This is a genomic window from Flavobacterium sp. GP15 (genome assembly GCF_014281985.1).
GTDB classification, from domain to species: domain Bacteria; phylum Bacteroidota; class Bacteroidia; order Flavobacteriales; family Flavobacteriaceae; genus Flavobacterium; species Flavobacterium pygoscelis.
Genome location: NZ_JACFTC010000003.1, coordinates 20,431 through 33,869 on the forward strand (window position 1 = coordinate 20,431; position 13,439 = coordinate 33,869).

General features: G+C 32.9%; 12 protein-coding genes. 3 read left to right on the top strand and 9 right to left on the bottom strand.

The features are described from left to right. Nucleotides 1-28: 28 nt before the first annotated feature. From H2650_RS08105 to H2650_RS08140, 8 genes are all read right to left on the bottom strand, one after another. Nucleotides 29-2,074 carry a S41 family peptidase gene (locus tag H2650_RS08105; protein ID WP_188050309.1) on the bottom strand — a complete coding sequence of 682 codons (2,046 nt, stop codon included), beginning with the start codon at nucleotides 2,072-2,074 and terminating at the stop codon, nucleotides 29-31. 143 nt (nucleotides 2,075-2,217) lie between these two features. Beyond that, a complete protein-coding gene (gene gcvT, locus H2650_RS08110; RefSeq protein ID WP_188050310.1) occupies nucleotides 2,218-3,300 on the bottom strand; it encodes a glycine cleavage system aminomethyltransferase GcvT in 1,083 nt (360 codons plus the stop codon). A 332-nt stretch (nucleotides 3,301-3,632) separates the two neighbouring features. Then, nucleotides 3,633-4,664 (bottom strand): TQO small subunit DoxD, encoded by a 1,032-nt coding sequence (locus H2650_RS08115; RefSeq protein WP_188050311.1) that lies wholly within the window; start codon nucleotides 4,662-4,664, stop codon nucleotides 3,633-3,635. Between the two features lie 35 nt (nucleotides 4,665-4,699). Then, nucleotides 4,700-5,092, bottom strand: coding sequence for a hypothetical protein (locus H2650_RS08120; RefSeq protein ID WP_188050312.1), 393 nt, complete (start codon nucleotides 5,090-5,092; stop codon nucleotides 4,700-4,702). A gap of 262 nt (nucleotides 5,093-5,354) precedes the next feature. Next, the gene (locus H2650_RS08125; RefSeq protein ID WP_188050313.1) at nucleotides 5,355-5,894 is read right to left on the bottom strand and encodes an alpha/beta hydrolase; all 540 of its coding nucleotides are present in this window, start codon (nucleotides 5,892-5,894) and stop codon (nucleotides 5,355-5,357) included. A gap of 16 nt (nucleotides 5,895-5,910) precedes the next feature. Next, nucleotides 5,911-6,627 (bottom strand): AAA family ATPase, encoded by a 717-nt coding sequence (locus tag H2650_RS08130; protein ID WP_188050314.1) that lies wholly within the window; start codon nucleotides 6,625-6,627, stop codon nucleotides 5,911-5,913. A gap of 261 nt (nucleotides 6,628-6,888) precedes the next feature. Further along, nucleotides 6,889-8,286 carry a S9 family peptidase gene (locus H2650_RS08135; RefSeq protein ID WP_188050315.1) on the bottom strand — a complete coding sequence of 466 codons (1,398 nt, stop codon included), beginning with the start codon at nucleotides 8,284-8,286 and terminating at the stop codon, nucleotides 6,889-6,891. A gap of 21 nt (nucleotides 8,287-8,307) precedes the next feature. Continuing rightward, a complete protein-coding gene (locus tag H2650_RS08140; RefSeq protein ID WP_188050316.1) occupies nucleotides 8,308-9,831 on the bottom strand; it encodes a S10 family peptidase in 1,524 nt (507 codons plus the stop codon). 193 nt (nucleotides 9,832-10,024) lie between these two features. Between H2650_RS08140 and H2650_RS08145 the strand changes: the two genes are divergently transcribed. Genes H2650_RS08145 through H2650_RS08155 form a run of 3 tightly spaced genes read left to right on the top strand, consistent with a single transcriptional unit; the run spans nucleotide 10,025 to nucleotide 12,109 of the window. Further along, nucleotides 10,025-10,894 (top strand): NAD(P)H-hydrate dehydratase, encoded by an 870-nt coding sequence (locus H2650_RS08145; protein ID WP_188050317.1) that lies wholly within the window; start codon nucleotides 10,025-10,027, stop codon nucleotides 10,892-10,894. Between the two features lie 59 nt (nucleotides 10,895-10,953). Then, complete coding sequence (locus tag H2650_RS08150; RefSeq protein WP_188050318.1) at nucleotides 10,954-11,748, top strand: HipA family kinase; 795 nt, start codon at nucleotides 10,954-10,956, stop codon at nucleotides 11,746-11,748. Beyond that, on the top strand, nucleotides 11,726-12,109 hold the full coding sequence (locus H2650_RS08155) for a DUF3037 domain-containing protein (RefSeq protein WP_188050319.1): 384 nt from the start codon (nucleotides 11,726-11,728) through the stop codon (nucleotides 12,107-12,109). The genes H2650_RS08150 and H2650_RS08155 overlap by 23 nt, the downstream gene beginning before the upstream one ends. Before the next feature lie 6 nt (nucleotides 12,110-12,115). On the opposite strand, the gene H2650_RS08160 is transcribed toward H2650_RS08155, so the two are convergent. Then, nucleotides 12,116-13,306 carry a TIGR03862 family flavoprotein gene (locus H2650_RS08160; RefSeq protein ID WP_188050320.1) on the bottom strand — a complete coding sequence of 397 codons (1,191 nt, stop codon included), beginning with the start codon at nucleotides 13,304-13,306 and terminating at the stop codon, nucleotides 12,116-12,118. Between the last annotated feature and the right edge of the window lie 133 nt (nucleotides 13,307-13,439).

A 13,439-nucleotide genomic window follows, 5' to 3' on the forward strand; every position in this document is an offset into this window, starting at 1 on the left:
AAAAATAAAGTTGATTTTATCTAACTCTTTATTTTTTGATTAAAGTATTGTAATCGTTTAAAATTGCTATTGCCTCTTCTAAATAGGGACTGTTTTTTATATTTTTTATTTTGTAAGTATTAATATCTTGTTGCAAAGTGTCTGATTTTAGTTTTTCTAAATCGGTGGTGTTATTAGAAATGACTAAATCACTTTTAGTTTCAACAATTTTTTTTACTTTATCCCAAAGTGAATCTATTTGATGTACATCTTCAAAAACATCTTTAAAGATTAATCTTGTTGGTTTTTTTGGTGTATTATAAAATAAATTGATTTGTTCATTAGCCAAGTTAATTTCATTAAATATGAGTTTATTGGTCACTCTTAAATTACTACTTTCAATTACCTGTGCAAAATAATTTTTGGGTAAAGGAACAAACTTTACTTTCGGAATAATATCTTCATTTTTAAAAGCCGTTTTATAATTGGCCTCACTAGAAATAACGTTTTCAAATAAAACCGGCAATACTACATCGGGTAAAATTCCTTTTATCTGATTGCTTTCACCAGTAATTCTATAAAATTTTTCAACTGTAACTTTTACAAAATCTTGTTGCCTTTGCTCGTCCAATGGCAAAATAGATTGCATTGTGGCTTTTCCTAATGACTTGCTTCCTATTACAATTCCTCTATTGTAATCCTGAATTGCTGCCGCAAACAGTTCGCTAGCAGATGCCGAATTTCCATTTATTAATAAAACAATTGGTCCATCATATACATTGTCTTCATTACAAACTTCTAAAATAATTTGTTCGTTTTTATTATTCACTAAAATAGATAACGGACCTTTTTCAATAAACATTTCAGCAAGTTTCACCGCTTCTTCTATTGATCCTCCACCATTATCTTGAAGATCGATAACGAGTCCTTTTATATTGTCTTTTTTAAGTTTTGCAATCTCAAGGGCAACATCATCAGCACATCCTTGTACAATTGTGCCATCAAAGTTGGAATAAAAATTAGGAATATTAATGTATCCTACTTTTGTTTCTTTTTCGGCAATGAAGCTATAAACGGCATTTGTTGTCGCCTTCATGATTTGTTTTTGAAGCAAAACATTTTGTATAGTTCCATTTTTTTTCTGAATAGTAAGTTCTATTTCGGTATTAGAATCTGATGAAATCATTTCTCCAATTTTTTCAATAGACGAACAAGAAACCGCATATGCAATGCCCTTATTGTTAGAAACTTTTAAAACTAAATCTTCTTTTTCTAATTTATTAGTTTTTGCAGCTGGTCCTCCAGGTTCAATTTCTGTAATGATAATTTCATCATTTTGTCCTAAACTAAAATTTAATCCCAAGGAAAGAGTACTGGTAGATAAGCCAGACATAAAACTTGATTTTGCAGCTAGAGAAAAATAATTAGTATGCGGATCAAAATAAGTGCAAAAAAGATTCAAAAAAGTATTTTTAAGATCTTCTTCGATTTGATTTTTATTCTCTAAAATATTATCTACTTGACAAATAGTTGCATCAAAAAGTTTTGTTTTATTCACTTTTTCTAGAGTCGAAAAATTTTGTGCTAATGAATCTAAATTAACGCTCAGTTTAGCAATATCTTCTAGAATAGTGTATCTAAGCCTCTTTTTCCAAACGCGTTCTAAGTCTTTAGCGACTAGATCAAATGGAAAATTTTTTTTAGAAAACCGAATCGAATCTTTACTTGTGTAGTCAAAAGGATCATTTTGTATTTTATGAAGCACTTTTTTCTTTCTAATCAAAGCGTTTTTGTAAACAGAAACAAACTCATTCATAAATGAGCAATTATTTTTTAAAATATAATCGTCTAATTTTAGTCTATGCCTGCGTAATTTTAAATATTCTTTTTTGGTAAAAATATTTCTATTAAAATCGAGTGCGTCCATAAAAGTATCAAAAACATAAACAGATAAACTGTCGTCTACTTTTTTTGGTTTAAAATGCTCTTCTTGTAACAATGTATTTATTTTTGAAGCTAATTCACAGGTATTCTCATTTTGCTGCGCTAGTAATGAAAATGGAGCCAATAAAAACAGGAGTAAAGTTTTTTTCATTTGTTTCAAAAAGAATAGATTCTATTGGTACTTCAAAATTTTATTTATAAAAAAGTAACCACAAATGTACACGTTTTATTTCGTGAAATTTGTGGTTCGTTTTTATTATTATTTACGCACAAAGCGCTAGTATAATGTTATTTCTATTTCTTGTAAAAAGGTAATTTTACCACTTTTGCAGGAACATCATTTTTACGAATTCTAATAAAAATATCACTGTCAATAGCACTGTTTGCTACCGTTACATAACCCAATCCAATTCCTTTGTTCATAGAAGGAGACATTGTTCCAGAAGTTACAATTCCAATTACAGCTCCATTTGCGTCTACAATTTCATAATCGTGTCTTGGCACAGCACGCTCTTGCATTTCAAAAGCAACTATTTTTCTAGTAACACCTTCTTCTTTTTGTTTTTTCAAGTTCTCAGAATTGGTAAACTCTTTATTGAATTTTGTAATCCAGCCTAATCCAGCTTCAAGAGGTGAAGTAGTGTCGCTAATGTCATTTCCGTACAAACAGAAACCCATTTCCAAACGCAAAGTATCACGAGCTGCTAAACCAATTGGTTTGATTCCGAAAGCTGCTCCAGCTTCAAAAACTTTATTCCAAATCGCTTCTGCTTGGTCATTTTTACAATAAATTTCAAAACCACCAGAACCAGTATATCCAGTTGCTGAAATAATTACGTTATCAAAACCAGCAAAATCACCAACTTCAAAATGGTAGTAAGGAATCGCAGCTAAATCTAATGAAGATAAAGGCTGCATTGCCTCAACAGCTTTTGGCCCTTGAATAGCAAACAATGAATACTCATCCGAAAGGTTTTTCATATCCGCTCCTACATCATTACGAGCCGAAATCCATTCCCAATCTTTATCGATATTCGAAGCATTTACCACTAATAAATACTCTTCTTCTTTCATTTTATAGATAATCAAATCATCTACAATTCCACCATCCTCATTTGGCAAACAAGAATATTGCGCTTTACCAATTGTTAAAGTCGATGCATCATTCGAACAAACTTTTTGAATCAAAGCCAAAGCATTTGGTCCAGAAAGTAAAAATTCACCCATGTGCGAAACGTCAAAAACACCTACAGCATTTCTCACTGTTTCATGTTCAGCATTCACTCCTTCATAAGTAATTGGCATATTGTATCCAGCAAACGGAAGCATTTTAGCTCCTAAACTTTCGTGTATGTGCGTAAGCGCAGTATTTTTCATTGTGTTGTTGTATAAAATTTGAAGTCGCTAATTTATTGCTTTTTTATGGAGTAGCAAAGAAGACAGCAAGCAAAATTAAAAGATTCAATCGTTTTCGTTAATCTAGAAATCACAGTTTGCTCTAATTATTTTCTGGAGCTATTTCCAGCTATTCATTTCAAGTCCTCGCCTCGCTAAAACGCTCTGCTGTGGGCTTTCCATTTCTATCTGGGCTAGGGTTTGGTTTATAATTCCCGTATCATCTTTAATACATCAATAATCTATTTCATAAAAAAAATGGCTTCACCACTTTTGTTTTAAGAGTAAGGAAGCCATTCCAAATAATAATGTATTTATTTATTTATTTCAAAAGTGTCAGTCCAAGTTACACCACTAATATCGGTGAGAATCACTTTGTAATTTCCATTAGATAAATGAGCCAGTTTTTCCTCTCTGATCTCCAGATTTGCTTTGGCACCCAAAGGAATAATCATACTGTGTTTTCCGCTTTTTATTTGAGCAACATATCGATTTTTAATGTTCTCTTTTGGAAAATTAGCCAACGCCTTTTGATCTAACTCTAAAATGGTATTTTCATTACCATCGACAATTTTAATACCAATTAGGAACGAACCATATACATCAGCGCCTTCAACTCTAAAGATTTGAAACGAAAGTACGTCTTGATTTAAAGTAGAATTAGTGATTTCAATTTTAGGTTTAACTGATTTATTGTGTAATGTTCCCCAAACACCTCCGTGAAAATATTGGTTTGTATATAAAGTAAGTGCTAAAATGGCGAGGGCACCACCAAACACAATTTTAGGCAAAATAGTAAATCGAATAGGCAAAACACCCGAACCTAACCAACTGAAAATTGGATGTTTTGTAATTTTATAATTTTTAGTTTGCAAGAAATAATCTAATGAATATTTACCGCTTCCTGACAGAAAGATCGTAAATCCTGAAGCTACACCAAGAACTCCAATTTGCCATTCGTCCAAGCAAGTCGTGCCTAACCAACCAGAACCTAATAAAATTCCCATTGCCAAACTAAATACGCCAATGCTCATTAATCTGGTAAATAATCCCAGCATTATAAATAAACCTACAATAGCTTCAACAATTGTAAAAACCGCCATAGCCCACCATAAAGCATCTGGATTAGTAACTAGATATTCTATAATAGGTTTAATTCCTAAAGCATTGGGTAAAAAGTGATTGAATTTTTCTCCAATATATCCTGCGGTGTCGGGATCTAATTTGTTTTCTAAAATCAATCGACGCCAGAAAGCTGAAAAGTAAGTCCATCCAACAACCAATCGTAAGGTCAACGTAAAAAGTCCAGCCATATGATAGGACTGCAATAATTCTTTATTTTGCATTATTTAAGTATTTTATAGTAAAAGATAATTTGAGTTTAAGCGAAATTCAGATCGTTTAAATCAAATATTTTTAGTCTTTTATATAAAATATAATAGGGAGGAATCCAGCTTGAAGCAGTGTTTGCTAAAAGGTATTGTTTTTTTTCAGAACGGTAAAGATTAGTAAATGCGACAGCAGTTAAGAAAGTACTTTTTTTAATGATCTTATTTGCGAATATCTTCGTTTCCTTTTTTTCGGAATTGATTTCTAAAGCAGAGCAGTAATTCGAATTCGTACTGGCGCTCTTAACAGGATTTAGCGGTTTGGTTGTGCTAATTTCTAAACTAGATTCTAAGTTATTCCTAAAAGAACAAGGTGCAACTAACAACAAAAATGCCATTACAAGAATGACAAATGATTTTGTTGAAGTAATTACGGCTTTATTCATTATGAATTTTTTCAAAAAATATTTTTGGATTTTTTTCTAATCCCAATTTTTCAAAAGTATTAAATAGGATTATGGTTTACAAATAAGTTTTCAAACTTTAAGGATTCATTACCAATTTCCGTGAACCTATTTTCAAAAACTCTTATATTGGTTTTAGTATTAATGTCGTATTTTATCAAAAGAGATTTATATGCTGTTGTTATGATAAATTTAATCTCTAATCTTAAATGTCTTATATGTTTTTTATAACAACACTTTTCGCTTAATTTGTCATTTCTGCTACAATTATTTTACAAATTTTCTGCGCAATTTCTTCATTGGTATAACATTCATGGTCTTGATTCGGAATCAGATTTTGTTCGAGATTCATTTTATTGACCCAATCATTATCTGGGCGAAAAGTATCGTTGTCACCATAAAATAAAATAATTTTTCCCACTGGCTTTTCAGTTTCATGACGCAATCTTGTAGAAGAAATTGCAAATAATTTTTCAATTTTTAAACCTAATAATGCGGCTTTCCATGCAATAGTGCCACCAATGCTAAATCCTAGAACAGAGATTTTTTGTTTCTCTTTTTGAATTAAAGTAGAAACTGCTCTGTCAATTCCGCCATTAACAAATTGATGATGTAAGTTTTCTTCTGAATAATCACTTTTATCGATTGTTCCTAAATCGCAACTATCATAATATTCTATTTCAAAATGATTTTCTAAAATCGAAGTATAATAAGTAATCCAATCTGATTTTTCTTTGCTCCACAAATCAGAAATTAGCAGCAGTCGTTGTTTAGTTGTATTCATATTCTTTAAAAGATAATTAATCTAAGGGTTGTGCCTTTTCTAATTTCTCTATTAATGCAGATTTAATGATTGTAAAAGCATAGTCTTTTGCTTCTGCAAATGAAATCTCATATTTACGTTCTATATTTTGCAATTCAGCAGGGAAAGAAGCAAGAATTTTGGTGTAATAATCATCTAAAATATCTTTAGATGGCATTTCAAAATTAATTCGCAACTGGAATCTTCGCATCAAAGCAATATCAATGATTTCGGGATGATTAGTAGCGCATATTAATAAAGCATTTTTTGGAAAATAATCAATTAACTGAATGATAGTATTCACTAAACGTCGCATTTCGCCCACATCTTTATCGTCATTTCCTCTAGCTTTACCTATCTGGTCAAATTCATCTAAAAAAAGTACTGCTTTTTCTCTTCCTGCTTTGTCAAATACTTGCTTGATATTCTGCGAAGTCTCGCCAATACGAGAGCATACAATATTACTTAAATTCAATGTCAAAATAGGTTTCCCTATCGCATTAGCAATTGCTTTTGCGGTCGTTGTTTTTCCGCAACCTGAATTTCCTTGCAGCAGTATTTTGTTGTTTACAGGTAAGCCAAATTTAGTCAATTCATCTACGTATTTATGTTCTTTAATCAGTTGCTGAATGCTTTTTTGGTTGTAATGGTTTAAAAAAACATCGTCCAAAGAAACAATTTCTTTATCGTTGATGAGAAGGTTGTGTAGCTCCATTTGTGTAGTTGTGTATTTTGGCTACGAATTTAAGCAATAATAATCCGTAGACCTATAAAATTATGTTTTGCGGGCTGTATTTATTAGCGTGATTAACCAGTTAGTCTCTGAAAATTATTTTTTTTCAAAATTTTAAGGATATTGTAAAAAAAAGCTAAACCCATTAAGTATTATTACTTCTTGGATTTAGCTTAAATAATTGAAATTTATATTCTTGGTTTTTTTTAAATCTTACAATTGTTTCGTTAAAAAACAGCTGATTTATTCGGTTTGTTTCTGTATCCACTTTGTAATTTCGTTTAACGCAACAGGCGAAAATGTTTGTTCAATAGTTGCATATTCACTAGGTGAGCCTGTCGTACTTTCTTGAAATAAATGGTTTAAATTCGGAAATTCAATTGTAGTCACATTTTTATTACCACCTTTGATCAGTGCATTTTTGATTGCGGTTAAGTTTTGTTTTGGCGGAACTTGCAAATCTTTTTCTCCATTGACGGCTAAGACTGGGCATTTTACTTTTTCTAATGTTGGTTGTGGATTATATTTTAGAAAATATTGCATCCATGGATTTGTTATTTGATTGACTTGCAAGGCAATATATTGTTCCTTTGTCATTCCATTTGGAATTTCAGTAGAATTATCATTTTTGATTAGTTCGTTAATTTTAGTCGTTAATTCTGTTTTTAATTTTTGTAAATCAGTAGATTTTACAACCATTTCAAAAAGTTTTGAATTGTTTTGAAAGGTAGTTTTTATTTCCGCTTCTGACGCTCCATTGGCTCTAGCAATTAGTTCTTGTTGCAATAACAATAGTTTATCACCTTGAATTCCTGTCCCTGCTAATAATACAATAAAGCTAATATCTTTAGATTTTGCCGCTACCATTGGAGCAATTATACCACCTTCGCTATGACCCATTAATCCAATTTTTTTTAGATTAATTTCTTTTCTAGTTTTTAAATAGGCAACAGCACTTTCGACATCGGTTGCAAAATCTGCAGAAGTAGCTGTTTTAAAATCACCTGTAGATTGCCCAAAACCTCTGTCATCGTATCGTAAAACTGCAATTCCATTTTTTGTTAAATAATCAGAGATTACTAGAAATGGTTTATGCCCTAACAATTCACTGTCTCTATTTTGGGCTCCACTTCCTGATATTAAAATTACAACTGGATAATTACCCTCTTTTTTAGGGAGCGTTAATGTTCCTGCTAAACTGATATTCGCTTTTGCATTTGGAAAAGTGACGTCTTCTGAATAATAAGAATAGGGTTTTGTAGGTTCTTGAGGTCTTTTTATGACCTCTTTTTCTATCGTTTTTCTGGAGAGATTCATTGGGAATTCTTGACCACCTTGTTTAAAAGTTCCAACAATTTCATCGTTTTTTAAGGCTCCATTGTATTGAATTCGTGCATTGGTAACTTCAAATTTAATGGTCGAGTTTACAAAGGTAGTTTGGGTAACGGGAATGCCAGCAGCTCCTTGATCTGGGCTATCCATCGTAGAGGTGTAAAAAGCTCCTGATTTTGTTACATTAAATACAACACGCAATTGCATTCCTTGAACTTTTAAAACACCGTTCCATTGTCCGGTAATGTCTTGTGCAGACATCGCTATTGAAACGAAAAATATAAATAATACTATTGAAAGTGTTCTCATCTTATTTTTTTATAAAAACTTTTAATATTTAGCGGCTTGTCCTTCTTTAGGTAATGACTTGTTTATGAATGCTCTAATATCTTCATTCGCTGTTTCTAAATCATTTTTTCTCAAATACATCATGTGTCCGCTTCTATAACCTTTCCAACTCATTCTATCTTTTAGTTTTCCGCTCGGATCCATTTGCCACATATTGTATTTAGCATTAAAATAATCGCAAGCTCCATCATAATAGCCCGATTGTACCATCACGTTTAAATAAGGATTTTGAGCCATCGCTTGGCGTAAATTTTCACCTGTTGCATCGTTCGATCGATCCCAAGGGTGAACCGGTCCGAACATATTGTATTTAAAATCTGTTTTATAATTTAAATTATTTCTAAGATACATATTTATCGCAGGAGTGAAAGAATGTAACCAAGAAGTAAGTTCCGCATTAAAATCTGGACCATTTCCTGCATCTTTTTTATCAATCCCTTTGTAACGAGAATCTAGTCTTCCTACGGTGAAACCTTCATCTCGCAATAATTCCTTCCAGAAATAATTTAAAGGAACGTCTAGGTTGTTTTGTAGGATTACTTTATCTGAAATTCCAGAATAGCGCGCCATTTTAGTGGCTATTTCTTTTCTTTTTTGTTCCTCTAGCGAACTTCCTTTGCTTAAAGCAGGCAACAGTTCATTCATCGTAAAATCTTCAACCTCCGGAAGCATAGCCGTTAAATCTTTACTTTGTAAGTCACTACTAAGTTTATTATGAAACCAAGCTGTTGCAGCAAAATAAGGTAGTTTAAGTGCCGCTTCTGTTGCAGCACCACGAGTAATTCCCAAATCTGTAGGCGAAACTAGAATTACGCCATTAAGATACATCCATTCGCTGTTTTGTAATTCTAGAGCAAGCCCAGAGACACGAGTAGTTCCGTAACTTTCGCCAATTAAATATTTTGGAGAAGCCCAACGATTTGTGCGAGTGACAAATCCGCTAATCCAATCGGCTAAATATTTTATATCTGCATTGGTTCCAAAAAATTTCGCTTTAGGTATATCTTTACTCGTTGCTCGTGAGTAAGCAGTATTTACTGGATTTACGAAAACAATATCAGCTACATCTAATATAGAATAAGGGTTTTCTTTTATTCCATAAGGTTGCAACGGATATCCTTCGTCATCAATATTTATTAAACTAGGACCTGTATAGGCAATTTGCATCCATACCGAAGCTGAACCTGGTCCGCCATTAAAAGAAATTACCAATGGTCTCGAAGCACGATCTTTAATATTAGAACGCTCATAATAGGTATAAAATAATCCTGCAATTGCTTTACCCTCTTCATCCCAAACCGGCATGGTTCCCGTGGTTGCTTTATAGCTAATTTTTTGCCCTTTAATTGTTGTATTGTGCTCTGTGATTACACTTTGATCCGGATTAAATACAAGGTTTGAAGCAGAATCAGTGTCTTTGCTCACTTCTTTTTTCTCCTTTGTTTCTTGTGCATTAGCGTAATTTATAAATCCTGACAGAAGAACTACAAATAATAATTTTTTCATAAATAGACGGGTATAGATTGGTTGGCTAGTAATTATGTGGATACTAAAGTATTGTTTTTTGAAAGAATAACAAAAAGTATAGAAATCAATTTGATTCAATAATTGAAATTCACGCTTTCTATTATTAATAATTCAGAATAGGTTTTCTCTCTTTTCAATATAAAATTGTATTTTTAAAGAAACAAAATCGACCATGAAACCTATTTTTATTGACAAATCAGAAATTATAAAACGATATAAACCCATCAATAAATATACGCACAAAGGCATTCAAGGGCACGCATTATTAATTGGCGGCAGTTATGGCAAAATAGGTTCGGTTTGTTTATCGGCCAAAGCTGCCCTCAAAACGGGTTGCGGTTTAGTAACGGCTTTTATTCCCAAATGTGGTTATGAAATTGTTCAGATCTCCGTCCCTGAAGTCATGGTGTTAACAGACAAAGAAGAGGAGTTTATTTCGAACATAAATTTTCAAATTCTGCCACAAGCAATTGGTATTGGGCCCGGAATAGGGCAGGAGTTTTCAACTCAAAACGCCTTTCAGAAATTTTTAAAATCCAATAAAATACCACTAGTTATTGATGCGGATGCTTTAAATATTTTATCGCTACATAAATCTTGGATGACTTTATTACAACCAAAAACTGTTTTAACGCCACATCCAAAAGAACTAGAACGACTTATCGGAAAATGGAATTCTGACGAAGAGAAAATGGATAAAACTATTGCTTTTTCGCTTCAAAACGATTTAATAGTGGTTATGAAAGGTGCACCAACATATATAATCGATGGAGATACAATTTACCAAAACACTACAGGTAATGCCGCATTGGCTACAGCCGGAAGTGGCGATGTGTTAACTGGAATGATTACAAGCTTATTGGCACAATCTTACGAACCACTAAATGCTGCAATTATTGGTGTTTATCTTCATGGTTTAACTGCTGATATTGCCTTGCCAGAAACGGGTTATCAATCTTTTATCGCTTCTACAATTATTGATACAATTGGTAAAACCTATCTGAGTTTAGAAAATAATATTGAACGACAAGAACTCCTATAAAATTAAGCGCAGATATTTGTAAGTTTGCAAACGCGCAAAAAAGCCATTAAAATTAGTTTATGGAAAATAAACCACAATTAAGAACTGTAAATGTTACTCGATACATTACTCCGCTGCGAGAAGGTGGCTCTTTGCCTGCTTTGGCGGAAGCCGATGACGACTTTAAATATGTATTAAAATTTAAAGGGGCTGGTCACGGTGTAAAAGCACTAATTGCCGAATTAATTGGAGGAGAAATAGCACGCGTTTTAAAACTAAAAATGCCAGAACTTGTTTTCGCAAATCTTGATGAAGCTTTTGGTCGCAGCGAAGCTGATGAAGAAATCCAAGATCTATTACAAGGAAGTCAAGGACTTAATTTAGCGATGCATTATTTATCCGGAGCCATCAATTATGATCCTGTAGTAACGGTTGTCGATGCAAAACTGGCGTCTCAAATTGTGTGGTTAGATGCCTATATAACAAATGTGGATAGAACTTTTAGAAACACTAATATGTTAATGTGGTATAAGGAATTATGGCTCATCGATCATGGAGCATGTTTGTATTTTCATCATTCTTGGAACAATTGGGAAAAGCATGCCCAAAGTCCTTTTGCATTGATAAAAGATCATGTTTTGTTGCCGCAAGCTGCTGTTTTGAACGAAGTAGATTCAGAATTTAAAGCCATTTTATCTCCAGAAGTTTTACAATCTATTGTTAATTTGATTCCAGAAGAATGGTTAGTTTGGGAGGATAGTGAGGAAACTCCCGAAGCGCTTCGGGAAGTTTATCTTCAGTTTTTACTAATACGATTAAATCATTCTGAAATTTTTATAAATGAAGCCCAAAATGCAAGAAAAACACTTATATGAGTATGCGGTAATCCGTGTTGTACCAAGGGTAGAACGTGAAGAATTCCTCAATGTAGGTATTATTCTTTTTTGCAAAAGAGCCAAGTTTATAAAGATGCTTTTTACTATTGAAAAATCAAAAATAGAAATGCTTTGTAGTGAATTTGATGTTGATCAATTCCAATTAAACCTAGAGTCTTTTCAGAAAATTGCACATGGAGCTAAAAACGGTGGACCTATAGCACAATTCGAGCTTTCCGAGCGGTTTCGTTGGTTGACAGCCTTACGAAGTTCAGCAATTCAGACATCAAGACCACATTCGGGCTTTAGTAATGATTTGGAACAAACAGCACAGCGTTTGTTTGAAGAAATAGTTCTATGAATAACGTTATGAAACTTGATTTAAATGTCTTGCAAGGTGAGCTCCCATGCTAAAACAAGCTTGAAGGAGATAACCGCCAGTAGGAGCATCCCAATCTAGCATTTCGCCCACGCAATAGTAATTCTCCATTTTTTTTAGTTGGAAATTGGTATCAACGGCATCAATAGAAATACCACCTATAGTTGATATGGCGTCGTTTATTGGTGCCATATCACTAATTAAAATGGGTAAATTCTTGATGTTTTGTGCTAATAATATTGGATTTAAATAGGTTTCTTTCGAGAGGTATTTTTTTAAAAGTCCAATTTGTGCTAGAGTTAATTTCAGTTCCTTTTGAAGTGTTTCGCTGGTCTTTTTAAATTTAGTATTCTTGATTTTTTGAGCAATATCTTCCTGATTCAGTGTAGGTTTTAAATCTAAAAAAATAGTCGCTTTCTTTTGCATGCTTAATTCTTGGCGAATTTGTGGACTCAATGCATAAATCGCATTTCCTTCTAAACCAAAACGAGTAATTACCGCTTCGCCTTTTTGCCTTTTATTCAAACAGCTAATAGCAATATTTTTAAGCGGCCAACCTTCATAATCTAAGAGAAAATCTTCGGGCCAGTTTACTTGATACCCACAATTGGAAGCTTGAAAAGGTCCGGTAGAAATCTCTTTTGTTTTAAAAAAATCAACCCATAATCCATCTGATCCAGTTACTTTCCAGCTACTGCCGCCTAAAGCAAAAATTGTATAGTCAGATTTTATATCTATATTTTCATTAAAAATAAGAGATTGATTATTTCCCCAATTTGTCCAAGTATGATTGTATTTAATAACAACTCCTTGCTTTTCAAGAACCATTAAAATAGCATTCAAGACGGTAATTGGTTTTATTCCTTTTTCCGGATATACTCTTTTGCTACTGCCTACATAAGTTGGAATACCAATACTTTTTAACCAATTTCTAAAATCATTATTGTCAAAATTCCGCAATGCTTCTTCTAAAAAAGATGGCGGAAAATAGCGATGGATCATCTCCTCTAAAGGTTCAGAATGAGTTAAGTTAAAACCACCTTTTCCAGCAACCAGAAACTTTCGACCTAGTGTTTTATTTTTCTCGTAAATGGTAACGTTAAATTTCTCGCAATCTAGGAAAGCAGCGAGCATAAGTGCTGCTGGACCTCCTCCAATAATAGAAACTGATTTTTTCACGTGGCAAAAGTAGCGTTTATGCCATGCAATATCCTAAACTTATTCTAAAAACAGCAAGTTTATTGTACAATTTGGGCGTAACCCCAAGCAGAAAACTACTATTCAAATTGCTATTTCGCGTTGCTTGGGGTCG

What these genes read in the sequence shown, in the direction of transcription:
- gcvT (WP_188050310.1), bottom strand. Translation starts at nt 3,300, where the DNA reads ATGAAAAATACTGCGCTTACGCACATACACGAAAGTTTAGGAGCTAAA.
- H2650_RS08140 (WP_188050316.1), bottom strand. Translation starts at nt 9,831, where the DNA reads ATGAAAAAATTATTATTTGTAGTTCTTCTGTCAGGATTTATAAATTAC.
- H2650_RS08145 (WP_188050317.1), top strand. Translation starts at nt 10,025, where the DNA reads ATGAAACCTATTTTTATTGACAAATCAGAAATTATAAAACGATATAAA.
- H2650_RS08125 (WP_188050313.1), bottom strand. Translation starts at nt 5,894, where the DNA reads ATGAATACAACTAAACAACGACTGCTGCTAATTTCTGATTTGTGGAGC.
- H2650_RS08130 (WP_188050314.1), bottom strand. Translation starts at nt 6,627, where the DNA reads ATGGAGCTACACAACCTTCTCATCAACGATAAAGAAATTGTTTCTTTG.
- H2650_RS08115 (WP_188050311.1), bottom strand. Translation starts at nt 4,664, where the DNA reads ATGCAAAATAAAGAATTATTGCAGTCCTATCATATGGCTGGACTTTTT.
- H2650_RS08105 (WP_188050309.1), bottom strand. Translation starts at nt 2,074, where the DNA reads ATGAAAAAAACTTTACTCCTGTTTTTATTGGCTCCATTTTCATTACTA.
- H2650_RS08155 (WP_188050319.1), top strand. Translation starts at nt 11,726, where the DNA reads ATGCAAGAAAAACACTTATATGAGTATGCGGTAATCCGTGTTGTACCA.
- H2650_RS08150 (WP_188050318.1), top strand. Translation starts at nt 10,954, where the DNA reads ATGGAAAATAAACCACAATTAAGAACTGTAAATGTTACTCGATACATT.
- H2650_RS08135 (WP_188050315.1), bottom strand. Translation starts at nt 8,286, where the DNA reads ATGAGAACACTTTCAATAGTATTATTTATATTTTTCGTTTCAATAGCG.
- H2650_RS08120 (WP_188050312.1), bottom strand. Translation starts at nt 5,092, where the DNA reads ATGAATAAAGCCGTAATTACTTCAACAAAATCATTTGTCATTCTTGTA.